The sequence below is a fragment of the Sinomonas notoginsengisoli genome, assembly GCF_021554725.1.
Classification (GTDB): Bacteria; Actinomycetota; Actinomycetes; order Actinomycetales; family Micrococcaceae; genus Sinomonas; species Sinomonas notoginsengisoli.
Genome location: NZ_JAIZDP010000001.1, coordinates 636,874 through 658,470, shown reverse-complemented (window position 1 = coordinate 658,470; position 21,597 = coordinate 636,874). Strand labels below are relative to the sequence as shown.

The following is a 21,597-nucleotide window of genomic DNA, read 5'->3' as shown; positions in this document are numbered from 1 at the left end:
GCGCGCGAGCTAGCATGGAATCCATGACCACGATGCCTCCGGACCCATTCCAGTCCCAGCCCGGCGATCCCTTCGGCACCGACCCCGGCGAGCCTACGCGCGGCGGATCCACCGCGACGATCGAGCGCGAGGAACTCCGTGAGGAGCTTGAGCCTGGTGACCGCGAACGGTTCTCCCACTATGTGCGCAAGGAGAAGATCATGGAGTCCGCCCTCACCGGCGAACCTGTGATCGCGCTCTGCGGCAAGGTCTGGACCCCAGGCCGCGACCCCAAGAAGTTCCCTGTCTGCCCTACATGCAAGGAGATCTACGAGGGCCTGCGCCCCGGCGGCGACGACAACAAGTCCTGACCCGGTGACGGCACCTGTGGGGGACGGTCCCCACGGGGCAGCTGGAACCCCGTCGCGCTCACCCCGGCTCATGTCCTCCGTCTACCGGGGACTGGTGATCGGGCTCCTGGCTATCGTCACGTGCAGCGCGTTCGAGGCGATGGCCGTCACGACGGCGATGCCGGTTGTCGCAGCGGACCTCGGCGGCCAGCGTGCGTACGGGCTCGCGTTCTCCCTCTTCCTCACGGCGTCCTTGGCGGCCACTGCGGCTGCCGGTCCGTGGTGCGACCGCAGCGGGCCCCGGCCATCCCTCCTGACGGGGCTCGTGCTCATGACCGGCGGGCTCGTGCTGGCCGGCGGCGCGTGGGACTTCTCGGTCTTCACGATCGGGCGCATGGTATCCGGTGCGGGCACCGGGCTCATGATTGTCCCGCTCTACGTCATCATCGGCCAGACGCTGCCGTCCGCCCTCCAGCCCGTCCTGTTCAGCTGGTTCTCGGCCGCGTGGGTCGTCCCGTCCCTCGTGGGGCCATACGTCTCGGGGCTCCTCGCCCAGCACGCGAGCTGGAGATGGGTGTTCTTCGGGGTTGCACCGATTGTCGTGGTGGCGGTAGGGCTGACGTGGCCACGCGTGCGCGGACTGGGGGCACCCGACGAGGTCGCACTGGGTCGCGGCGAAGGACGACGGCGTGCCCTCCTGGGCGTCATCCTCGCCGGTGGCGTCGCAGGGGCGCAATGGGCGGTCCAATCCTGGGCCGACCCCGGGACGGCGGTGACAATCCCGCCGGCCGCACTCGCCGCCGTCGTGCTTGCCGGGATCGCAGGCGTCGTGGCGACGGCACCGAGGCTCATGCCCCCCGGTGTGGCACGGGTCGCGAGGGGGCTGCCAGCCGTCATGGTGGTGCGCGCGCTCCTGACCCTCGCGTTCTTCGGCGCGGAGGCCTTCATTCCCCTCATCCTGGTCGACGCGTACGGACTCGAGCCGTCGGTCGCGGGCCTCGCCCTCACCGGCGGGGCTGTCGGATGGACCATCGGCTCGTTCGCGCAGGCCCGTGGATGGCTCCCCAAGCCGGCCTTCCTCGTGCTCGGGTCGGTGATCCTGACGGTAGGCCTCGGATCCATCGCCGCCACGGTCGCCGCAGGAGTCACCCCGTGGCTCCTCGCGGCCTCGTGGTTCCTCGCCGGGACGGGCATGGGCCTGTCCGTGACTACGACATCGGTGCTCGTGCTCGACTACAGTGATGCCGCCACGAGGGGGCGGAATTCGGCCTCCCTCCAGATGGCCGATATGCTCGGTGGAGTGATTGGAACCGCCGGAGCTGGAACGCTGTACTCGCTGCTACTGACCCCGGGGGCGGTTCCTGGGCCCTCGGTCTTCGTCCCGTTGGCCACGGCCCTCATGGTTTCTGCGCTTCTGGCAGCGTCCGCCAGTGGGAGGTCGCGCGACGCGCGGTCGCCTGTGTCCGAGGGACGCGCCGACGGGGAGAGCGCGTGAGGGAAACCCTGTTCGGGGATCCGTCGTCGACCCCCGGTTCATCCCTCCCCCCGGCCTCTCCCACCCTCCCCCCTGCGTTCCCCGACCGGGCCGCCTGGGGCACCGCACCAAAGCTGCGCGCATGGCAGCAGGAGGCGCTCGACAAGTACCTATCCCTCGCACCGAGGGATTACCTCGCCGTCGCGACGCCCGGCGCCGGCAAGACGACCTTCGCCCTGCGCGTCGCGTCGACACTCATCGAGCGGGGCATCGTCAACCGGGTCACCATCGTCGCGCCGACCGATCACCTCAAGCGCCAGTGGGCTGATGCCGCTGCACGCGTCGGCATTGCCATCGACCCGAACTTCAAGAACGCCGACGGCGCGCACGGCCGCGACTTCGTCGGGGTGGCCGTGACCTATGCGCAGGTCGCGAGCAAGCCCCTCCTGCACCGGGCCAAGACCGAGGCCGCACGGACGCTCGTGGTCCTCGACGAGATCCACCACGGCGGGGAGTCCCTCTCGTGGGGCGACGGCCTCCGTGAGGCGTTCGACCCCGCCGTCCGACGCGTTGCCCTGACCGGAACCCCCTTCCGCTCGGACACCTCGCCGATCCCGTTCGTTGAGTACGCCGAGGACAAGGACGGAATCCGCCGGTCCAAGGCCGACTACACGTACGGCTACGGGGAGGCTCTGCGCGACCACGTGGTCCGGCCCGTGATCTTCATGGCGTACTCGGGGCAGATGCGGTGGCGCACGAGCGCGGGCGAGGAAATGGCCGCGTCCCTCGGAGAGGCCGCCGTGACCAAGGACGTGACCGCCCAAGCGTGGCGGACGGCCCTCAACCCACAGGGCGAGTGGATTCCTGCGGTGCTCGCGGGCGCCGATCGGAGGCTCACCGAGGTGCGCCGCTCAGTACCGGACGCCGGCGGCCTCGTCATCGCGACCGACCATGACGACGCGCGGGCGTACGCTGGCCTGCTGAAGAAGATCACGGGCGAGTCGCCCGCGGTCATCCTGTCCGATGACGCAAAGGCCTCCACCAAGATCGAGGACTTCTCAGCCGGGGACAAACGCTGGATGGTAGCGGTCCGCATGGTGTCCGAGGGCGTCGACGTGCCGCGCCTCGCGGTCGGTGTCTACGCGACGTCGACATCGACGCCGCTGTTCTTCGCCCAGGCGGTGGGGCGGTTCGTGCGCGCTCGGCGCCGGGGGGAGACAGCCTCGGTCTTCCTGCCCTCGGTGCCGCAGCTCATGGCGCTCGCGAACTCCATGGAGCTCGAGAGGGACCACGCGCTCGACCGGCCGTCCCATGACGAGGACGGGCTCATGGACCTCGAGGAGTCCCTCATGGAGGAGGCAAACCGTGAGGAGAAGGCCTCCGATACCCTGGCCAAGGGCACGTACGAGGCCCTCGAGTCGCAGGCGGCGTTTGACCGCGTGCTGTTCGACGGCGGCGAGTTCGGTATGGGCGGCGACGTCGGCTCGGACGAGGAGCTCGACTTCCTCGGCATCCCGGGGCTGCTCGACGCTGACCAGGTCGCGACGCTGCTGAGGCAGCGACAGCAGGAGCAGGTCTCACGGCACCGCTCGCGGCCCCCGTCCTCGGGGCCGTCCGGCGTCCCCGACCACCGCCGGCTCATGGACCTGCGGCACGAGCTCGCGAAGAACGTCTCAGCCTGGAGCGCCCGCACCGGCACCCCCCATGGAATGGTGCACAACAAGCTCCGCGAGCTGTGCGGGGGCCCCGCTGTGGCGCAGGCGAGCGAGGAGCAGCTCAAGGCGCGGCTGGCGAAGCTTGCGGACTGGTTCGTTGGGCGCGCCTGACATCCTCCCCTCCTAAGGGCGAGCCTTCTGGCCATCACGCGCTGCGTGAAGTAAGGGCGAGAATGGTGCCATGGATGCATCCCGCGCACTCGTGATCGTCGATGTCCAGAATGACTTCTGCGAGGGCGGCTCCCTCGCGGTCGAGGGCGGCGCTTCAGCCGCCTCCCGCATCAGCTCGTTCCTCGCGGAGCATGCGGCCGAGTACGACGCGATCGTCACCACCCAGGATTGGCACGTTGACCCGGGCGACCACTTCTCGGAGCACCCGGACTTCGTCGACTCATGGCCCGCGCATTGCGTGGCAGGGAGCCCTGGCGCGGAATTCCACCCCTCGCTCGACGTTGCAGGTGTGGACGCGATGTTCCGCAAGGGGCAGTATGCCGCGGCATACTCGGGCTTTGAGGGCCATCTCGCCCAATACGGCGACGCGGCCGGCCATGCAGATGATTCCTCCACGCTCGACGAGTGGCTCCGCGAACGCCGTATCCAAGCGGTCGACGTCGTCGGCATCGCGACCGACTACTGCGTCAAGGCGACGGCTCTCGACGCAGCGCACGCCGGCTACAGCACTCGGGTCCTGACCGGACTCTGTGCGGGAATCGCGCAGGATCTCACGCTTACGTACCGTGACCTCGAGACAGCCGGCGTAACCCTCGAGTCCTGAGCACCGGCCTGGACGTCAGTTGTCCTCGTAGACCGTCGGGATTGCAGCTTCTCCCCGGTGCATGCGCTGGACGGAGGAGGGCAACTCGGCAAGCGACGCCGCATGGCGCTCCCGCGCGCGTGCAACGCCCTCCGGGCCCGTCCATCCCGGCTTCAGCTCGCCGTCGACGATGAAGTGCTCTAGCAGCGGGCGGTCATTGCCGTCGTCGTGCGGGCGGTGTCCCACGCCGATGATCTCGTGCGTCGCACGCCCCCGCTCGTCCAGGCGCCTGAGGGCGTACTTGCGGCCGCCCACGGTCGCCTTGTTCTTGGACGCCTTGGCGACGGAGACCTCCCTGCCGTCGTCGTCGGTGTGGCTCACGAGCTTGTACACCATGGACGCGGTGGGGGCGCCGGAGCCGGTGACGAGGGAGGTGCCGACGCCGTACGCGTCCACGGGCGCGGACTGCAGCGCGGCTATCGCGTACTCGTCCAGGTCCGAGGTGACCATGATGCGCGTGTTGACGTTGCCGAGCTCGTCGAGGAGCTCGCGGACCCAGTGCGCCTGTTCGATCAGATCGCCAGAGTCGAGGCGGACTGCGCCTAGCTTGTCACCGGCGATCTCGACGGCACTGCGGACTGCCGTCTCGACGTCGTAGGTGTCCACCAGTAGCGACGTCCCGACGCCCATCGACGCAACCTGTGCCTCGAAGGCGTCCCGTTCGGTGTCGTGCAGGAGCGTGAAGGAGTGTGCCGCCGTGCCGACCGTTGCGATGCCGTACCGCAGTCCCGCCTCGAGGTTCGAGGTGCTGGCGAACCCGGCGATGACGGCAGCGCGCGCGGCGGCGACCGCGGATTCCTCGTGGGTTCGACGCGAGCCCATCTCGATGCACGGACGTCCATGGGCCGCCGTGGTCATGCGGGAGGCCGCGGCAGCGATCGCCGAGTCGTGGTTGAGCACCGACAGGACGTAGGTCTCCAGGATGCAGGCCTCGGCAAACGTGGACTCGACGATGAGGATTGGCGAGTTCGGGAAGTAGGCTTCGCCCTCGGCGTAGCCGTACACGTTACCCGTGAAGCGGTAGTTCGCGAGGTAGTCGAGCGTCTCGCGGTTGACCACGTGCGTGCGTTCGAGGAAGCCGAGCTCGGCATCTGAGAACCGGAAGTCCATGATGCCCTCGAGCAGGCGTCCGGTGCCGCCCACCACTCCATACCGCCGCCCGTCCGGAAGCCTGCGGGCGAAGGCCTCGAACACGCACCGACGCTGTGCGGCACCGGAGTGGAGCGAGGCCTGGAGCATCGTGAGCTCGTAGTGGTCGGTGAACAGTGAAGTGCGGGGCTGCACCCACGGACTCGTGTCGGTCACGCTGCCACTCTATACGCGCGCGGCGCGCTGGGGCCGGGCAGTGCGATCCAGCCTGCCTAGAATGGACGCCATGAGCATCAGCGTCGCCACCGAGCCTTCGCAGGAGGTCGCCGGGCAGGCCGAGGCGAGGGAGGACACAGTCCGGCTGACCCCGTGGAACCTTGTCGTCTGGAATGACCCCGTCAACCTGATGAGCTACGTCAGCTACGTGTTCCAGACGTACTTCGGCTACACAGAGGCCAAGGCGGACGCCCTCATGATGCAGGTCCACACCGAGGGCCGCTCGATCGTGACCCACGGATCGAAGGAGGCCGTCGAGCAGCACGCGGTCGCGATGCACACCTACGGCCTGTGGGCCACGGTGGAGAGGTCCGGACAGAATGGCTGAACCGTTCACGTATGGTCGCCGGGGCATCACCGGGCGCCTCGAGGAACCAGAGCGGGAGCTGCTCCGCGGGCTCTTCAACGACGTGGTGGGCATGCTGGATCTCGGCCCTGCCGACGAGGACCCGCTTGAGGCGCTCGTGGGCTTCAGCCCGAATGCGAGCGAGCCCGAGGACCCCGCCCTGGCCCGGCTGCTTCCCAATGCGTTCACGGACGACGCCGCGGCCTCCCTGGATTTCCGTCGGCTCACCGAACGCTCGCTGAGGGAAGGGAAGGCCGGTGCGCTGCGTGCCGCCTCGCTGTCCCTCGAGTCCGTGCATCTCGTCCTTGACGACGCCGCCGCCCGGCACTGGTCGACGGCGCTCAACGACGTGCGCCTCGTCCTCGCCGAGCGCCTCGGCATCCGCAGCGAGGAGGATGCCGAGAAGGTCCACGGGATTACCGACTGGTCAGAGGCCGAGGACGTCGATGCGTACCTCGCCCTGGTGTACAACTTCGTCACGTGGCTCCAGACCACACTCCTCGAGGCCATGCTGGACGCACACCGGACCCGTTCCCACGGCAGCGGCCATGAGTGAGCCGGGCACAGCGGAACTGCCGGCCTCCGAACGGCCGATCGGCATCTTCGATTCGGGGGTGGGCGGCCTCACGGTGGCTCGGGCAGTGATCGACCAGCTGCCCCAGGAATCGATCGTCTACGTGGGAGACACCGCGAACGGACCGTACGGTCCGCTGCCCATCGCCGAGGTGCGGGCCTTCGCGCTCGGCGTGATGGACGAGCTCGTGGCCTCGGGGGTCAAGGCCCTCACGATCGCCTGCAACTCGGCCTCGGCAGCGGTCCTGAGGGATGCCCGTGAGCGCTACACGGCCCGCTACGGCATTCCCGTCATCGAGGTGATCCAGCCGGCCGTGCGGCGCGCAGTCGTCGCCACCCGCAACGGCCGCGTCGGGGTGATCGGGACGAGCGCGACGGTCGGCTCGCGGGCCTACGATGACACGTTCGCCGCGGCCCCGGACCTTGAGATCACGTCTGGGGCGTGCCCCGCATTCGTGCCGTTCGTCGAGGCAGGGATCACCACCGGCCCCGAGCTCCTCGAGGTCGCAGAGCGCTATCTGGCCCCGCTCAAGGCGGCCGGGGTAGACACGCTAGTGCTCGGCTGCACCCACTACCCGCTGCTGACCGGCGTCATCTCCTATGTCATGGGCGAGGGTGTGACCCTCGTCTCGAGCGCGGAGGAGACCGCCAAGGACGTGTACCGCGCGCTCATGCGCAACGGGCTGGTTCGCTCCGGTGACGGGCCGCCGATGCACAGCTTCGTCGCGACCGGCGACCCCGTCCAGTTCGAAGTCCTGGCGCGGCGCTTCCTCGGACCGGAGGTCCAGGGGGTCCAGCACGCGGACCACGTCGCGGCCCGCTATCCCACGGCAAGCTTGGCCAAGATCACCCCCGAGATGCTCGAGGCGGCGCGCGCCCGCGGCGGGTCGGCGCGGATCTCCCACTTCGCCGCGCGCGACACCGGGAGGATGGCACCGTGAAGCTCACCATCGTCGGCTGTTCGGGCTCGTTTCCGGGCCCGAGTTCCCCCGCCTCGTGCTATCTCCTGACAGCCAACGACGGAGAGCGGGACTGGCGGATCCTGCTGGACCTCGGCTCGGGCGCGCTCGGCGTCCTGCAGAGGTATGTCGACCTGGCCGACATCGACGGTGTCCTCCTCAGCCACCTGCACCCGGACCACTGCATGGACCTGACAGGCCTGCATGTTGCGGTCCACTGGGACCCGAACGGATGGACCGCCGGGCGCGTGCCCGTATGGGGGCCGGCTGCGACGAAGAAGCGCATCACGACCGCCTTGGACATGCAACCCGAGGCGGACCTCGACGAGGACTTCGAGTTCCACGAGTGGAAGGCCGGGCAGGCCGTCGACTTCGGCCCCTTCCGGTTCACGCCCTTCGTGGCCCGCCATCCGATCGCGGAGGCTTATGCCTTGCGCGTCGAGTGCGCCGAGCCCGACACCGCGGGCGGGGTGGAGCGCCGGGTGCTGGCCTACTCCGGGGACACCGACTCGTGCTCCGGGCTCGTCGAGGCGACACGTGGGGCGGACCTGTTCCTGTGCGAAGCCGCGTACCACGAGGGACGGGACGACGCGATCGACGGTGTCCACCTCACCGGCCTGCGTGCGGGCCAGGCGGCGCACGACGCCGATGCGAAGCGCCTGCTGCTGACCCACCTCCCGGTGTGGAATGACGCGAACCTCTCTGTCGCGGAGGCCCAGAAGGCGTACGAGGGGCCGATCGCCGTCGCGGTCGCGGGGGTGCACTACACCGTCTGACCCCTGGGGATCGCGATGACGCCGGTTGGGCAGGGCGACGGTGCGGACTTCACCGACCGTGGGACCGAGTCGATAAGCTGGTGCCATGACCCCGAGCACCCCTGGAAGTCCTACTGTTGTGCGCGCAGACGGGCGCGCCCCCGACCAGCTGAGACCCATCTCGATTACACGAGGCTGGTCGAAGCAGGCCGAAGGATCCGCCCTCATCGAGTTCGGCAACACCCGTGTGCTCTGCACCGCCTCGTTCACGGAGGGCGTGCCGCGCTGGCTCAAGGGCGAGGGCCGCGGCTGGGTGACCGCCGAGTACGCGATGCTCCCGCGCGCTACCAACACCCGCTCCGACCGGGAGTCGGTCAAGGGCCGTATCGGTGGGCGGACGCATGAGATCTCCCGGCTCATTGGACGGTCGCTGCGCTCCATCATCGACACCCAGGCGCTGGGTGAGAACACGATCGTGCTGGACTGCGACGTGCTCCAAGCGGATGGGGGCACCCGCACGGCTGCGATCACCGGTGCCTTCGTCGCCCTCGCGGAGGCCGTTCGCTGGGCGAAGGACAAGGGGCTCGTCGAGACCGGGGCCGAGCCGCTCGTCGACACCGTCTCCGCCGTCTCGGTGGGCATCATCGACGGGGTGCCGATGCTGGACCTGCCCTATGTCGAGGATGTGCGTGCCGAGACGGACATGAACGTGGTGGTCACCGGTTCGGGCAAGTTCGTCGAGGTGCAGGGCACCGCTGAGGGCGTGCCGTTCGACCGGGAGGAGCTCGACAGCCTGCTTGACCTTGCCCTCATCGGGACGACCCAGCTGGCGGATATCCAGAGGGAGACCCTGTCCGAGGCACTGCGGTGAGCGCCGAGCACGGTGGCGGTGCGCACGAGGGCGAGCATTCGCCGTCGTCCGTCCGGCCCACCGCCGAGGTGGGCCGCCCCAGGCTCGTGCTCGCAACGCACAACCAGGGCAAGCTCGCCGAACTGCGAGAGCTCCTGCGAGGCCAGGTCCCAGGCCTCGACGTGGACGTCCAGGTGGTGGACGCAGGCGCAGTGGGCGCACCGGACGTGGTGGAGGACGGGGTGACGTTCGAGGAGAACGCCCTGAAGAAGGCCAGGGCGGTAGCCCATGCGACCGGCCTGCCCTCGATCGCCGACGACTCGGGGCTGTCCGTTGCAGTGCTGGGTGGCGCGCCGGGGATCTTCTCAGCCCGATGGTCGGGACGGCATGGCGACGACCAGGCGAACCTCGAGCTCCTCCTGGCCCAGCTGAAGGATGTGAGGGACGAGCATCGGCAGGCGGCCTTCGTGTGTGCCGCGGCTCTTGCGGTGCCCGGCACCGCCAGCGCAGGGCATGAGGCGGTGGAGCTGGGCGAGATGCCGGGAACGCTGCTGCGCGAGCCCCGCGGAGATGGCGGGTTCGGATATGACCCGATCCTGCGGCCCGATGGCCTGGGGGTGAGCGTCGCCGAGCTGACCCGCGAGGAGAAGAATGCGATCAGCCACCGCGGCCATGCGTTCCGCGCCCTTCTGCCGGCGATCGTCACCGCCCTCGCGGGCTGACTGGGCTGGTGGCCTTGTGCCCGCTGCTCTACTTCCAGTCGGGGCGCGTCTTGCGCTCCTCGATCGGCTCGTGCTCCTCGATGAACTCGTCCACCGGGTCGGTGCCGAACGCCTCTGACTGGCGCCTGGCGGAGCGGCCTCGGACGAACTCGATCACGATGGGCAGAATCGAGACGAGGACGATCGCGATGAAGATGACGTCGATGTTCTTCCCCACCCACTCGTACTGCCCGAGCCATGCGCCCAGGAGCGTGACGCCACCGCCCCACAGCACGGCACCGATCACGTTGAAGAGGAAGAATCGCGCGCGGTTCATGCCGGCCACGCCGACGATGACGGGAACGAAGGTGCGGATGATCGGCACGAAGCGGGCCAGGATGAGGGCCTTGCCCCCGTGCTTTTCGAAGAACGCGTGGGCCTTCTCGACGTTCTCGCGCTTGAACAGCCGAGAATTCGGCCGGTTGAAGATTGCTGGGCCTGCCTTGGAGCCGATCAGATAGCCGCATTGATTGCCGATGATGGCGGCGACGATGACGAGCGCGGCCATGAGCCAGAGGTTGAACTTGATGGCGCCCGTGGCTACGAGCAGGCCGGCAGTGAAGAGCATCGAGTCGCCGGGGAGGAAGAAGCCGACGAGCAGGCCAGTCTCGGCGAAGATGATTCCGCAGACAACGAGGACGACCCACGGCCCCAGGGGCGAGTCCCGCAGGAACACGTCGGGGTTGAGCCAGTCGGGAAGGAACGAGGCGGTCTTGGGCTGGACGGCCAGCGTGAGGACGGAGGCGGCGTCGGCCAGGGCTGCAGGGATCACCATCCAAGGGTACCGGCCCCGCAGACGCGGGATCCGCGGAGGCCCCCACGTTTGGACTGCGCGCCGTTCCCGGGTCCTCGACCGCTCTCGCGCTAGGCTCGCCGCGTGGCATTGGACTTCACCGCGATCGATTTCGAGACGGCGAATGGATTCCGAGGCTCCCCCTGCTCCGTCGGCCTCATCAAGGTCCGGGGAGGGCGCGCCGTCGAACGCGCCTCCTGGCTCATGAGGCCGCCCGAGGGGTACGACGAGTTCGACCCGCGGAATGTCGCCATCCACGGGATCCGCCCGCACGAGGTCGCAGGGGCGCCCCGCTTCGCAGACTTGTTCGCCGAGATCGGCGGCTTCATCGGTGAGGACGTGCTGGTGGCCCACAACGCTGCTTTCGACCTCGGGGTGATCCGCTCGGCACTTGAGGTGAGCGGCATGGCGGCTCCCGCCTACGACTACGCATGCACCGTGGTCCTCTCCCGCAGGACGTACCGGCTCGTGTCCCACTCGCTGCCATTTGCCGCCGCCGAGGCCGGGGTTCCGCTCGAGCACCATCATGATGCGACTGAGGACGCCGCGGCGTGCGCTGGCATCCTCATCGACATTGCCCGTCGGCACGGCGCCGAAAGCGTCGCCGGCGTGTATGGCGCCTTGGGGCTCCCCCTGCCGCGTCAGCAGGCATTCACGCCCGGCGACGCCGTCTCGCCCGCCACGGCCCGCATCCTCGCCCGCAGCGCGGGCACCGGCGGACGCACGACGGCGGGCAGCGGCCCGCGCGCCGGCCGCACCTGGGTGCCCTGGCCGGACGAGGGAACGAACCCGCCGGCGAACACAGCCGCCGACCCGCACCACCCGCTCTTCGGACACCGGATCGTCTTCACCGGTGCCCTCGGCATGCCGCGGAGCGAGGCCAAGGCCCGCGCCGCCGAACTCGGCGCCCAGCCGGCCAGCTCAGTCACTCGCGCGACCACGCTACTCGTGGTCGGCGACGGGTTTGTGGCCGCTGACCTCAGCGCCGGCCGGGCCACCAACAAGGCACGGCGGGCGCTCGCGCTGCGGGAGAGGGGGCAGCGCGTCGAGGTGCTCTCTGAGGGTGAGTTCCTGCAGATGCTCGGCGTCCGCTGGCCGGCAGCCAGTGTCTGACACGCGCTCCATCGCCGCCTTCAGCGTCATGCGGAGCAACGTTCCTTCCTGATCCCAGCGCCCGTTCCTAGCATGGCTGCATGTCCACGCGAGCGCTTCCTGACTCCGATTCCGCCATTGCCTCTGTGTTCGACAATGCGACCGCCGAGCCTTTGGTGGCGCCCGTGGAACCCGCGCGGCGCTTCGCGGCGCGCTTGTTCCCGTTCCCCAACCCGGTCAACGAGTTCGCCGCGCGATCGACTGCCGGAATCGTCGTTGTGCTCAGCGCGGTGGTCCTCGCGCTCGGGCTTGCCACGGGCTCGGTCTGGGGGCTCTGGGCGATCGCCGTGGGGTTCTGGCTCCGGCTGGCCTGGGGTCCGCGCTTCTCGCCTGTGGGCCGGATCGCAGTCCACGTCATCGCCCCTCGTCTGGGGCCGGCGCGGCTCGTCGCGGGGCCGCCCAAGCGGTTCGCCCAGGGCATCGGGGCCGCAGTCTCGACCACCGCGGCGATTCTGGCCGCGGTGGGCCTCGCTCCGGCGGCATGGGCGGTGCTCGTGGTCCTCATCGCGGCTGCCTCGCTTGAGGCGTTCGCCGGATTCTGCCTCGGATGCTGGATCTTCGGCAGGCTCCAGCTCGCGGGCCTCGTGCCGGCCTCCGTGTGCGAGGCGTGCAGCGACCTCGCCGTCCGGCGGTCCGGCCCGACTCGTGCGAAGGACGCCTGAGGGCGCGAAGCATGCCAAGGGCGCGACGAGGACGCTGAGGTCGGTCAGGCGCCGGCGGCCTCGGCGAGCCGAGCGGCGAGACCCGCTGCAGCCTTCATCCCCGCCGTTGCGGAAACCCAGCGTGAAGGGACGGCCTCGCGCCCCCACCGAGTCCCGAGCAGCGCACCTGCGATCGCTGCTGCATCGGGCCCGTGAGCGGCCGCCAGCTGAACCCCTCCCACGAAGGCCGCCTGTGGGGCGTCGCCCGCTTCCGCCGCGCTCTCCGCGGCCAGGACGGCCGAGACAGCTCCTGCGAGAGTCCTTCCGGCGCCGCGACGGTCCCCGGAAAAGTCCGCCTCCGGTTCCGGCACCGGTTCGAGGGCCTCGGAGATGCCCGCCTCGGGGGAGCGGAACGAGCCGATCTGTGCGCGCGCGGACTCCGCGGCCGTCCTGAGGTCTGCGCCGAGCGTGAGGAAGTGCACGACGCAGGCCACAGCGGCGGCGGCCTGCACAGCGACGGCCGCGCCGTGCGTGAGCGATGCGCCGTCGACGCTCATCTTCGCAACAGCCGCGGCCGTGATGTGGGGGACGAGCCCGAAGGGGGCGGCATGGGCGGCTGCGCCGGCGTCGTCGAACTCCAGGCCGACGGGCCGTGACGGCGAGCCCATCTCCCCGCCCGTGAGAGAGCTCGTCCAGGCCGGCGCAGACGCGACCGGGACGAGGACGCCGTCCTGCGTGTCGAGCCAACGCGGCTGGCCGACGGGGGCGGTCGGCGAGATCGGCACCCCTTGGGCCGAGACCCAGCGCAGCGAGGCGAGCCATACGCACGCCGCCTCGTCGGCATGGACGCCGCTGTTGGCCCACTCGATGGCCTCCAGGAGCGCATCCGCCGTGAAGAGCGTGAGCTGTCCCGCGGCCCCCAACGGGCGCAGGGTCCCCTCGTTTCCCGCCCCTTCGGCGGAGAGGCCGGCCAGCACCGCCGACTCGGCAACGGCCGTGCCCACGAGGCAGCCCTGGATGCGGGACGCGGGGGAGGGGGAGCTCATGGGCCACAATCTACCGGTCCCTCCGCGGCCCCGTCCCAGTCGAGCGCCGTCCGCACGGTATCCTGCACGGGCGGCCGCAGGCGTTGCCTGCACGGGCACCTCGCCTGGCCAGACGACGGAGGAGAGGTCTATGCGGGAACCCGAGTGGCGCAGGAGTGGGAACACCCCTGACTATCGCTTCTCCCTCGCCAACGAGCGCACCTTCCTCGCCTGGCTGCGGACGTCGCTGGCACTGCTCGCCGGCGCGGTCGCCCTGGACCAGCTCACCCCCAACATCGCCCCGACCCTCGTGCGCGGCGTCCTCGCCGTGGCGCTCGCCGGCGTCGGTGCCTCCCTCGCCGTGCTCGCCTACCGCCGGTGGGCCCACGCCGAGCAGGCCATGCGCCACGGCCGTGAGCTGCCGTTCTCAAGGGTCATGCTCGCCATGACTGTCACCGTCTTCCTCGCCGCCCTCGTGTTCGCGGTGCTCGTCGTGGTGAGGCCGTGACCGTCCCGCCGGCGCCGACGGCCGGCCAGCCCGCCCGCGATCCGGGACTCCAGCCGGAGCGGACTTCGCTGGCCTGGCGGCGCACGCTCCTGTCCCTCCTCGTCCTGGACCTGCTGATCTTCAGGGCATGGCTCCTTGCCCTCGAGGGACGCGGTGACCACGGCCCGGGAATCGTCGCCGTCCTGAGCGTGTGCGCGTTTGCAGCCGCTGCATCGACCCTCGTGCTGGCGGTCTGCGCCCGGGTCCGTGCGCGTGAGCTTCGTCACGGCACCGAGGCGCCTCCCGCCGTCGTCATGCGTACAGCGACGGCCGCCTTCGCACTGCTCGGGCTGGCCACAATCGCCGTCGCCGTGCTGGGGCGGTAGTCTTCACACGGATCACGGGTGCCGCGCCGGCTCACGGCGCGGGCGCGCCGCATGCATTCCCACGAAAAGAGGATTCACCATGACCACAGGCGTGCCCGCCACCGCAGTCAAGGCGCCAGCCGAATTCGGCGTCGTCTCCAAGCTCGTCGCAGAGGCCTTCGGCACCTTCCTGCTCACGTTCGGCGCCCTCGGCGTCGCCCTGTTCAGCAGCCCTTCCTCAGCTCCGATCCCGACCCCCTTCGCGGTCGGCCTCAGCATCGCCGTGGGCATCGCGTCTGTGGGGCACATCTCGGGCGGCCACTTCAACCCCGCCGTGACGGTCGGTCTCGCCGTGGCTGGGCGCACCAACTGGCGCCTCGTCCCCGGGTACATCGCCTCCCAGCTGGTCGGCGGCATCGTCGGCACCCTGCTGCTGTGGGTGACCGTGCGCACGCTGCCGAGCCTGGCCCAGAGCAACAACGTCCAGACGATCTTCACACAGCTGTCGAATGGCGTTGACGATCTCTCCCCGAGCAAGTTCCCGATGGCCGGCGGCCTCCTCGCCGAGGTCGTCGCGACCGCCGCGTTCGTGGCCATCATCCTCTTCGTCACGAGCAAGCGCGCCGTGAAGGGCATGGCGCCCTGGGCCATCGGCCTCGGCCTCGCGGTCCTCGTCCAGGCCATTGCCCCGATCACGAACGCCTCCCTGAACCCAGCCCGCTCTACCGCGACCGCGGTGTTTGCCGACTGGACTGCTCTCGGCCAGCTGTGGATCTTCTGGGTCGCCCCGATCCTGGGCGGGGCGATCACGGGCCTCATCTTCCGCGGCTTCGGCTCCCCAGACGAGCTGCATAGCGCAACTGCCGGCGGCGTCACCGACCTGACTGCGGAGGCCACCCGCGATGACAGCGTGCGTGTCTCCGAAGCTGTCGAGGGAACTCCCGTGAGCACGACGGCGGAAGCCGCCGAGCCCAAGCACGTCGCCGACACCGGTGCAGATCGTGCAGTCACCGGCTCGGAGCCAGCAGCGCCCGAGCCGACTGCGGGCCGGACGCCGGACGACGACGCGCGCGACTTCTTCGACAAGAACCGCTGAGCACGAGCCGCCGCCGGCAAGAATGGCGGCACGCGCCGGTGGCACCCCAGGAATGTCGGTGCCACCGACTAGCGTCGTTGGCATGAAGATCCTGCACACCTCGGACTGGCATTTGGGCCGTTCGTTCCACGGCGTGGGAATGCTCCGTGCGCAGTCCGAATGGCTTGACCGCCTCGTCGACTGCGTCGTGTCGGAGGGGGTCGATGCGGTCCTCATCTCGGGGGACGTCTATGATCGGGCCCTTCCGGCCGTGGATGTCGTCGAACTCCTGGACCGCACACTCGTCCGGCTCACCGAGGCAGGTGCCCGCGTAATCATCAGCAGCGGCAACCACGATTCGGCCGTCCGCCTTGGTTTCGCGTCGCGGCTGCTCGAACGGGGGGGCGTCCACCTCAGGACACGGGTGGAGGACCTTGCTGCCCCCGTCATGCTCCCCTTGGAGTCCGGCAGCCAGGTTGCGGTCTATGGAGTGCCCTACCTGGAACCCCGCCTCGTCGCTGAGTCACTCGGGGCCAGCGGGTCGGGGCATGTCCCCGTCACCACTGCGGCACTCTCGCGGGTCCGGGAGGATCTCGCGCGCCGACGGGAGGAGGGAACAGTGCACGCCGTCGTCATGGCACACACGTTCGCCGGTGGCGGCACTCCGACGGACAGCGAACGGTCCCTGTCGGTCGGAGGGCTCGATGTCGTTCCGTTGAGCGTTTTCGAAGGGTTCGACTACGTCGCGCTCGGCCATCTCCATGGGCGGCAGGAGCTCACGCGGGAGATTCGCTATTCCGGTTCGCCCCTCGCCTACTCATTCTCGGAAGCGCGCCAGGCGAAGGGCGTCTGGATGCTCACGGTAGGGTCCGCCGGGATCAGCTCGATCGAGCCAGTTAGCTGGCCCACCAGCCACCGGCTTGCCGTCCTGAGGGGGACCCTTGAGGACCTGCTGGCAGATCAGGCGCACGAGCATGCAGAGACGGCGTACTGCCACGTGACGCTCACGGATGCCGAGCGGCCGCAGAGGGCCATGGAGCGGCTCCGCAGCCGGTTTCCGCTCACGGTCGCGCTCGCCTTCGACCCCGAGGGCGGCGCGAGGGCCGCAGTGGCCAGCTACAGCGAACGGCTCGCGGAGGCACGGAGCGATCTCGAGGTGTGCTGCGGATTCCTCGAGCACGTCCGAGGACGTAGCGCGAACGGCACGGAAGAAGCGGCACTGACCGAGGCGCTCGAAGCCGTCAGGCTCGCAGAGGTCTCGCGATGAGGCTGCACCGGCTGGAGATCACCTGCTTCGGCCCCTTCGCCGGTCGCGAGACCATCGACTTCGACGCCCTCGCCGAGCACGGGCTCTTCCTGCTCAACGGCCCGACCGGTTCCGGCAAGACGAGCATCCTCGACGCGGTCTGCTTCGCCCTCTATGGCAGTCTCCCCGGAGCACGCCAAGGGACGCGGGCACTCAAGAGCCACCACTCACCCGCAGACGCAGAGCCCTCGGTCCTGCTCGAAGTCACGGCACAGGGCCGCCGGCTCGAAGTCAGGCGGACACCGGAGTGGTCGAAGCCCAGTACCCGAGCCGCCGCGGGCTCGTCCGTGCAGAAGGCCTCGACCCACGTGCGAGAGTTCGTGGACGGCGACTGGCGGCCGCTGACGTCCCGCAATGATGAGGCAGGGTCGCTCCTGGCCTCGGTCCTCGGCATGGCACGCGAGCAGTTCACTCGCGTGGTGCTCCTTCCACAGGGCGAGTTCGCATCGTTCCTGCGGGCCAAGGCGTCTGAGCGGGTGGATCTCCTTGAGAAGCTGTTCGGGACGCAGCGCTTCGCGGAAGTCGAGGCCCAACTCGGCACCCTCTCTCAGAATGCGCGCGCGGCGGCCGAGAGCGCCGAGCGTGCCTCTGCGGCACCCGTCGGGAGGCTCGAGGCCGAGCTCGCGGAGCACGCCCGCCCCGATCCGGACGGTGAGTCTCCGTCCGGAGGGAAGGTGCAAGGGGAGCACGAGACGGACACCGATCCAGGAATCCGCGGCACAGCGGCCATGCTGGATCCGCAGGAACCAGTGGATCCCCTCCGGGTGAGGGAGCTGTTCGACTGGGCGGACTCATCCTTCAGCAGACGGCACGCCGAGGCTCTGGGCGAGTGCGGCTCGGCCCGGGGCGAGCTTGTCCGGGTGCGCACGGAGGCCGCTGCCGCCGAGCGGCTGCTCGAGGACGCCAGAGAGCTCGAACGGGCCCGGGCACGGAGGGTGACATGGGAGGCGCAGGCCGGCGCCCAGGCAGAGCGCCTGTCCCGACTCGCGGCGCACCGTGCGGCGGGCTCCCTGCGGTCTCCTCTCGGGGAGTCCGGGCGCACTTCCCGGGAGGCAACGATTGCGCAAGCCGACGCCGCCACCGCAGTTGAGGCGGCGTCCGCGACCGGCTGGGAGCCGCCGACGTTGGCGCTGGCGCCCGGCGGACCGGCTCTCCCGGATGCAGGGCAGGTGCGTGCGGCGGCGTCGTCAGCGTCCTCGGAGGCGGCCGTGCTGGCCGAGCGGGTCCCGCTCGAACGCGAACTCACCGCACTTGAGGGCCAACGCGACGCGGACCGTAGTGGGCTCGAACGCGCAGTCGGGACCGCTCGGCGCTTGGCAGCGGAGTTGGAGAGCCTGAACCGCGAGCTGGCTGCGCTCGAGGACGAGCGCGCCCGGCTCGAGCCGATAGCCTCGACCCTTCCGGTCGCCGAGATGGAGGCCGAGGCTGCCGAAGCCGTGGTCAAGGCCGTCCAAGACCATGCGGAGGCGCTCCGAGCCGCCACCACTGCGGAGGCAGAGCATGTGCGGTGCCGTGGCGCTGCCCTCGACGCGAAGAAGGCGTGGCTCGAGCTGCGCGAACGCCGTCTGGACGAGACGGCGGCAGAGCTCGCAGCCCAGCTCACCCCCCACGCACCCTGTCCTGTGTGCGGTTCGCCGGACCATCCCGCGCCCGCGGCCGCCACCGAGGATCCGCTGGCGCTTGTGGATGCGGAACGCAAGGCGGCGCGGGAGTCGGACGCGGCCTCCGAGCTCGAGCGCCGGGCCCACGATGCCGTCGCGTCAGCCCGGGAGCGTCTGGCCGGCGTCGACGCGCGCGGCGGATCGACCGACCCGGACAAGGCGGTGCGCGTCCGTGAGGACAAGCTCGCGCTGGTCCGGAACGCGAGGGACGCCCGAGTAAACCTCGCCACCGTCTCCGAGCAGGCACTGAGGGGTGCCCAACGACGTGCGGCTGTCATCGCCGAACTGGACGAGGCGTCTGCCCAGCGGATCCGTGCGGAGGAGACGTTGGCTCGCAGGAACGAGGAGATCGAGCGGCGGGGTGCCGAGGTTGTCCGTTGGCGCGCCGGATTCCCGAGCGTCGCTCAACGGCAGGCGGACGTGGAGGCCCGCGCGCGTACGCTCGGGGCGCTCGAGCAATCGCTCGTGCGGTATAGCGCAGCCGCTGCGGCACGGGTCCGGGCTAGCGACGCCCTCCGCGCGGCACTCGCCGACACTGAGTTCGCCGACGAGGCGGACGCGCGGTCGGCGCTCATGGACAGTCCCGAGGCGGAACGGCTCGAGGCCCAGACTGCGGCCCATGAGGCGGAGGGCCAACAGCTGAACGGGCTGTTCGCATCCGCGGCGGTTCTCCGTGCACTTGAGGCGGAGGGTGGTGGCAGCATCGCATCAGCGGAATCCCTTGCTGGCCTCAGGACCGTGGAGGCGGCCTGCGAGCGTCGGGTCAGGGCCGCGGAACTCGCGGCGAGGGAAGCCGAGTCGGCGCGAGCGCGAAGCGCCGTGCTGCGTGAGCAGTTCGAGGCGTCAGTCCCGACGCTCGAGAAGGCCCGCAGCAGGTCCCATGCCCTCGGTGAGCTTGCCAAGACCATCCGTGGCCAGGGAGAGAATGACCGGCGCATGTCGTTGCACTCCTACGTCCTCGCGGCGCGCCTCGAACAGGTCGCCGCTGCGGCGACCCAGCGGCTGCTTGCCATGAGTGACGGCCGCTTCAGCCTCGATCACACCGATGCGCTGGCCGCGCGCGGCGCCGCCTCTGGGCTGGGCATCGAGGTGGTGGACGGGTGGACTGGCCAGAGGCGCGACCCCTCGACTCTGTCTGGCGGCGAGTCGTTCATGGCCTCGCTTGCTCTCGCGCTCGGACTCGCCGATGTGGTCCAGCAGGAGTCGGGAGGGATCGACATCGAGACACTGTTCGTCGATGAGGGGTTCGGGAGCCTCGACGAGCAGGCCCTCGAACAGGTCATGGACGCGATGGAAGGCTTGCGTGTGGGCGGACGCGTAGTCGGCCTGGTGAGCCACGTCTCTGAGCTCAAACAGCGCATTCCCGCACAGATCCGGGTGAGCAAGGGTCGCACGGGTTCCCACGTCGAGTCTGTAGGCCTCATTCCCCGCTCGGCCTGAATCGGGCAACCATCGCGGCCGCAGCTGCGCTGCTCGTCGCTGCGCTGCTCGTCCTGCGCCGGGGACCCCAGCTGAGGCTTAGCCGACGGCGCGCGCGATCCTCGCCGCCGCTGCGCCGAGTGCAGCGCCGATCGGCTCGGGATCGATTCCGGTTCCGAGGTAGACGACTGCGAGCGCCGCGGGCCGTTGGTGCGGCAGCAGAAGTGGGACGGCAACCGAGGAGAGGCCCGGGATGACCTCGTCGTGGCTCAGGGCATACCCGCGCGCTCGGGAGGCATCGGATTCGGCCCGGTATGCCACCCCGGGGACCCGCTGCTCCCACTCCTGACGCCCGAGCGCGGACTGGATCGCAATCCCCGGACCGCCCCGGTCGAGCGGGTGGCGCGTGCCGGGGTGCTGGGCGAGGGTGGCACCGTTGTGCTGTGGCTCCACGGTGGCGAGCGTGATGCAGTCGGTGCGGTCCCACACGGCCACGAAGGCCGTCATATGGAATTCGCTTGCGAGGCGTCCCAGCTCGGGCAGCGCGGCGGCCTGGAGGTCTCTGGAGACGGAGCGTGCGAGGACGGCGAGGCCAGCCCCGGGCTGGAGGCGCCCGGAATCGTCGCGCGTGACGAGCGTATGGTCCTCGAGGGTGCGCACGATCCTGTACGCGATCGAGCGGTGCACGTCGAGCGCGGCTGAGAGCTCGGCGATCGTCAACGGGTTCCTCGCGTCCGCGAGGATCTCGAGGGCGCGGATGCCACGAGAGAGGGTCTGTGAGTGCGGTCCGGTCTCGGCAGTGTGCGGCATGGTCATCCTCACGTACGGTTGGGACAGGCGTGCCGCAGCTGCGGGCCTCGGCGCGCGACGCCCCGGCAGAGGGTTGTCCCCTGCACCTCGGCGTCCTACAGTAAGCAATGTTCGATATCAGCACATGTAGTTCAAATATAGAACAGAGCTAAAGTATCGGACAGACCTGCTGTCCAAGCAAGGGCGCCGGGCCGACGGGGAGGAGCGACCATCATCGTCAATCCTGGTGCCGCTGCGGAGGCGGGACGGGCGAGCGGGTCCCGGTCCCACCACTTCCGCGGCAGCCTCGGCCGCTTCGCAACGGGTGTGGCTGTCGTGGGCTTCGACGGCGCGACGAAGCGCCACGGGATCACCGTCAACTCCTTCACCTCAGTCTCGCTTGAGCCGCCGCTCGTCCTCGTGAGCATCGCGAGGAGCACGAGGGCCCACGACGAGCTCGCGGGGCGGCCCTTCACGGTGAACGTCCTCGGTGCCGAGCAGGTGGCGCTCGCCCTCCATTTCGCGGGCAAGCCGGGGTTGGCCTCCGACGAGGAGCCTCTCTGGGTCGAGGGTCCGACGGCGCCACGGCTCACCCGACCACTGGCCTACTTCGAGTGCACGCCCTGGGCGGCCTATGACGGGGGTGACCACACCCTGTACCTGGGAGAGGTCCTCGACTTCGGCTACCGCTCCGGCGACGCGCTGGCGTTCCAAGGCGGCCGATTCACCGCCCTCCGCGAGGACCAGCTGGGCGTCGATGACCTCCTCTAGAGGCTTCCGCGAGGCCTGCACGACGGGGGCACACGAGGCCACCGCGTGGCACGCTTCCGCCCGGCGCGTGGAAAATACCGCTCGGTCCACTTCCCCACTAGAGGCGAAGGATGGTGTGCCGCACTTCACATTTCGTGTATCCTCCTTTTATTGACCGACCAATCGGTAAGTA

22 protein-coding genes are annotated in these 21,597 nt (G+C 69.8%); 18 read left to right on the top strand and 4 right to left on the bottom strand.

What is annotated here, in order from left to right:
• The first annotated feature begins 14 nt into the window (after nt 1–14).
• From LF262_RS03015 to LF262_RS03000, 4 genes are all read left to right on the top strand, one after another.
• Entirely contained in the window at nt 15–350 is a 336-nt protein-coding gene (locus LF262_RS03015) for a DUF3039 domain-containing protein (RefSeq protein ID WP_235778773.1), read from the top strand.
• Nucleotides 351–420: 70 nt separating this feature from the next.
• Nucleotides 421–1,824, top strand: a complete 1,404-nt coding sequence (locus tag LF262_RS03010) for an MFS transporter (RefSeq protein ID WP_235778772.1) — start codon at nt 421–423, stop codon at nt 1,822–1,824.
• Nucleotides 1,821–3,629 (top strand): DEAD/DEAH box helicase, encoded by a 1,809-nt coding sequence (locus LF262_RS03005; RefSeq protein WP_372462713.1) that lies wholly within the window; start codon nt 1,821–1,823, stop codon nt 3,627–3,629. Before LF262_RS03010 ends, LF262_RS03005 begins: the two co-directional genes overlap by 4 nt.
• A gap of 70 nt (nt 3,630–3,699) precedes the next feature.
• Entirely contained in the window at nt 3,700–4,293 is a 594-nt protein-coding gene (locus tag LF262_RS03000) for an isochorismatase family protein (protein WP_235778771.1), read from the top strand.
• A 15-nt stretch (nt 4,294–4,308) separates the two neighbouring features.
• Here the strand turns inward: LF262_RS03000 and LF262_RS02995 are convergent, their stop codons facing one another.
• Nucleotides 4,309–5,637: a nicotinate phosphoribosyltransferase gene (locus LF262_RS02995; protein WP_235778770.1), complete on the bottom strand. Its 1,329-nt coding sequence runs from the start codon at nt 5,635–5,637 to the stop codon at nt 4,309–4,311.
• 70 nt (nt 5,638–5,707) lie between these two features.
• Between LF262_RS02995 and clpS the strand changes: the two genes are divergently transcribed.
• From clpS to rdgB, 6 genes are all read left to right on the top strand, one after another.
• On the top strand, nt 5,708–6,025 hold the full coding sequence (gene clpS, locus LF262_RS02990) for an ATP-dependent Clp protease adapter ClpS (RefSeq protein ID WP_235778769.1): 318 nt from the start codon (nt 5,708–5,710) through the stop codon (nt 6,023–6,025).
• Nucleotides 6,018–6,599, top strand: coding sequence for a DUF2017 domain-containing protein (locus LF262_RS02985; protein ID WP_235778768.1), 582 nt, complete (start codon nt 6,018–6,020; stop codon nt 6,597–6,599). Before clpS ends, LF262_RS02985 begins: the two co-directional genes overlap by 8 nt.
• Nucleotides 6,592–7,557: a glutamate racemase gene (gene murI, locus LF262_RS02980; RefSeq protein WP_235778767.1), complete on the top strand. Its 966-nt coding sequence runs from the start codon at nt 6,592–6,594 to the stop codon at nt 7,555–7,557. The genes LF262_RS02985 and murI overlap by 8 nt, the downstream gene beginning before the upstream one ends.
• Complete coding sequence (locus LF262_RS02975; RefSeq protein WP_235778766.1) at nt 7,554–8,351, top strand: MBL fold metallo-hydrolase; 798 nt, start codon at nt 7,554–7,556, stop codon at nt 8,349–8,351. Before murI ends, LF262_RS02975 begins: the two co-directional genes overlap by 4 nt.
• 85 nt (nt 8,352–8,436) lie before the next feature.
• Nucleotides 8,437–9,201 (top strand): ribonuclease PH, encoded by a 765-nt coding sequence (gene rph / locus LF262_RS02970; RefSeq protein ID WP_268933482.1) that lies wholly within the window; start codon nt 8,437–8,439, stop codon nt 9,199–9,201.
• A gap of 68 nt (nt 9,202–9,269) precedes the next feature.
• Complete coding sequence (rdgB, locus tag LF262_RS02965) at nt 9,270–9,902, top strand: RdgB/HAM1 family non-canonical purine NTP pyrophosphatase (protein ID WP_235779283.1); 633 nt, start codon at nt 9,270–9,272, stop codon at nt 9,900–9,902.
• Between the two features lie 28 nt (nt 9,903–9,930).
• Here rdgB and LF262_RS02960 read toward each other — a convergent pair whose 3' ends face one another.
• Nucleotides 9,931–10,713: a DedA family protein gene (locus LF262_RS02960; protein WP_372462712.1), complete on the bottom strand. Its 783-nt coding sequence runs from the start codon at nt 10,711–10,713 to the stop codon at nt 9,931–9,933.
• Nucleotides 10,714–10,818: 105 nt separating this feature from the next.
• On the opposite strand from LF262_RS02960, the gene LF262_RS02955 reads away from it, so the two are divergent.
• Both LF262_RS02955 and LF262_RS02950 read left to right on the top strand, forming a co-directional pair.
• Nucleotides 10,819–11,847 carry an exonuclease domain-containing protein gene (locus LF262_RS02955; protein WP_235778765.1) on the top strand — a complete coding sequence of 343 codons (1,029 nt, stop codon included), beginning with the start codon at nt 10,819–10,821 and terminating at the stop codon, nt 11,845–11,847.
• A gap of 80 nt (nt 11,848–11,927) precedes the next feature.
• Nucleotides 11,928–12,548 (top strand): DUF4395 domain-containing protein, encoded by a 621-nt coding sequence (locus tag LF262_RS02950; protein ID WP_235778764.1) that lies wholly within the window; start codon nt 11,928–11,930, stop codon nt 12,546–12,548.
• Nucleotides 12,549–12,592: 44 nt separating this feature from the next.
• Here the strand turns inward: LF262_RS02950 and LF262_RS02945 are convergent, their stop codons facing one another.
• Nucleotides 12,593–13,573, bottom strand: coding sequence for an ADP-ribosylglycohydrolase family protein (locus LF262_RS02945; RefSeq protein ID WP_235778763.1), 981 nt, complete (start codon nt 13,571–13,573; stop codon nt 12,593–12,595).
• Between the two features lie 130 nt (nt 13,574–13,703).
• Between LF262_RS02945 and LF262_RS02940 the strand changes: the two genes are divergently transcribed.
• The 5 genes from LF262_RS02940 (at nt 13,704) to LF262_RS02920 (ending at nt 19,886) form a co-directional block, all read left to right on the top strand.
• Nucleotides 13,704–14,060: a YidH family protein gene (locus LF262_RS02940; protein WP_235778762.1), complete on the top strand. Its 357-nt coding sequence runs from the start codon at nt 13,704–13,706 to the stop codon at nt 14,058–14,060.
• Nucleotides 14,057–14,425 (top strand): DUF202 domain-containing protein, encoded by a 369-nt coding sequence (locus LF262_RS02935; RefSeq protein ID WP_235778761.1) that lies wholly within the window; start codon nt 14,057–14,059, stop codon nt 14,423–14,425. The genes LF262_RS02940 and LF262_RS02935 overlap by 4 nt, the downstream gene beginning before the upstream one ends.
• Before the next feature lie 79 nt (nt 14,426–14,504).
• Nucleotides 14,505–15,500: an MIP/aquaporin family protein gene (locus LF262_RS02930; RefSeq protein ID WP_235778760.1), complete on the top strand. Its 996-nt coding sequence runs from the start codon at nt 14,505–14,507 to the stop codon at nt 15,498–15,500.
• An 82-nt stretch (nt 15,501–15,582) separates the two neighbouring features.
• Complete coding sequence (locus LF262_RS02925) at nt 15,583–16,746, top strand: exonuclease SbcCD subunit D (protein ID WP_235778759.1); 1,164 nt, start codon at nt 15,583–15,585, stop codon at nt 16,744–16,746.
• Entirely contained in the window at nt 16,743–19,886 is a 3,144-nt protein-coding gene (locus LF262_RS02920; protein ID WP_235778758.1) for an AAA family ATPase, read from the top strand. The genes LF262_RS02925 and LF262_RS02920 overlap by 4 nt, the downstream gene beginning before the upstream one ends.
• Nucleotides 19,887–19,964: 78 nt before the next feature.
• On the opposite strand, the gene LF262_RS02915 is transcribed toward LF262_RS02920, so the two are convergent.
• Complete coding sequence (locus LF262_RS02915) at nt 19,965–20,681, bottom strand: IclR family transcriptional regulator (protein WP_235778757.1); 717 nt, start codon at nt 20,679–20,681, stop codon at nt 19,965–19,967.
• Nucleotides 20,682–20,888: 207 nt separating this feature from the next.
• Here LF262_RS02915 and LF262_RS02910 point away from each other — a divergent pair, with 207 nt between their 5' ends.
• Nucleotides 20,889–21,425, top strand: a complete 537-nt coding sequence (locus LF262_RS02910; RefSeq protein ID WP_372462734.1) for a flavin reductase family protein — start codon at nt 20,889–20,891, stop codon at nt 21,423–21,425.
• Nucleotides 21,426–21,597 lie beyond the last annotated feature (172 nt).

Excerpts from the sequence above, each read along its gene's own strand:
- LF262_RS02950 (WP_235778764.1), top strand. The coding sequence starts at position 11,928 with ATGTCCACGCGAGCGCTTCCTGACTCCGATTCCGCCATTGCCTCTGTG.
- LF262_RS03015 (WP_235778773.1), top strand. The coding sequence starts at position 15 with ATGGAATCCATGACCACGATGCCTCCGGACCCATTCCAGTCCCAGCCC.
- LF262_RS03010 (WP_235778772.1), top strand. The coding sequence starts at position 421 with ATGTCCTCCGTCTACCGGGGACTGGTGATCGGGCTCCTGGCTATCGTC.
- LF262_RS02930 (WP_235778760.1), top strand. The coding sequence starts at position 14,505 with ATGACCACAGGCGTGCCCGCCACCGCAGTCAAGGCGCCAGCCGAATTC.
- clpS (WP_235778769.1), top strand. The coding sequence starts at position 5,708 with ATGAGCATCAGCGTCGCCACCGAGCCTTCGCAGGAGGTCGCCGGGCAG.
- murI (WP_235778767.1), top strand. The coding sequence starts at position 6,592 with ATGAGTGAGCCGGGCACAGCGGAACTGCCGGCCTCCGAACGGCCGATC.
- LF262_RS02940 (WP_235778762.1), top strand. The coding sequence starts at position 13,704 with ATGCGGGAACCCGAGTGGCGCAGGAGTGGGAACACCCCTGACTATCGC.
- LF262_RS02925 (WP_235778759.1), top strand. The coding sequence starts at position 15,583 with ATGAAGATCCTGCACACCTCGGACTGGCATTTGGGCCGTTCGTTCCAC.
- LF262_RS02945 (WP_235778763.1), bottom strand. The coding sequence starts at position 13,573 with ATGAGCTCCCCCTCCCCCGCGTCCCGCATCCAGGGCTGCCTCGTGGGC.
- LF262_RS02915 (WP_235778757.1), bottom strand. The coding sequence starts at position 20,681 with ATGACCATGCCGCACACTGCCGAGACCGGACCGCACTCACAGACCCTC.
- LF262_RS02985 (WP_235778768.1), top strand. The coding sequence starts at position 6,018 with ATGGCTGAACCGTTCACGTATGGTCGCCGGGGCATCACCGGGCGCCTC.
- LF262_RS03000 (WP_235778771.1), top strand. The coding sequence starts at position 3,700 with ATGGATGCATCCCGCGCACTCGTGATCGTCGATGTCCAGAATGACTTC.
- LF262_RS02920 (WP_235778758.1), top strand. The coding sequence starts at position 16,743 with ATGAGGCTGCACCGGCTGGAGATCACCTGCTTCGGCCCCTTCGCCGGT.
- rph (WP_268933482.1), top strand. The coding sequence starts at position 8,437 with ATGACCCCGAGCACCCCTGGAAGTCCTACTGTTGTGCGCGCAGACGGG.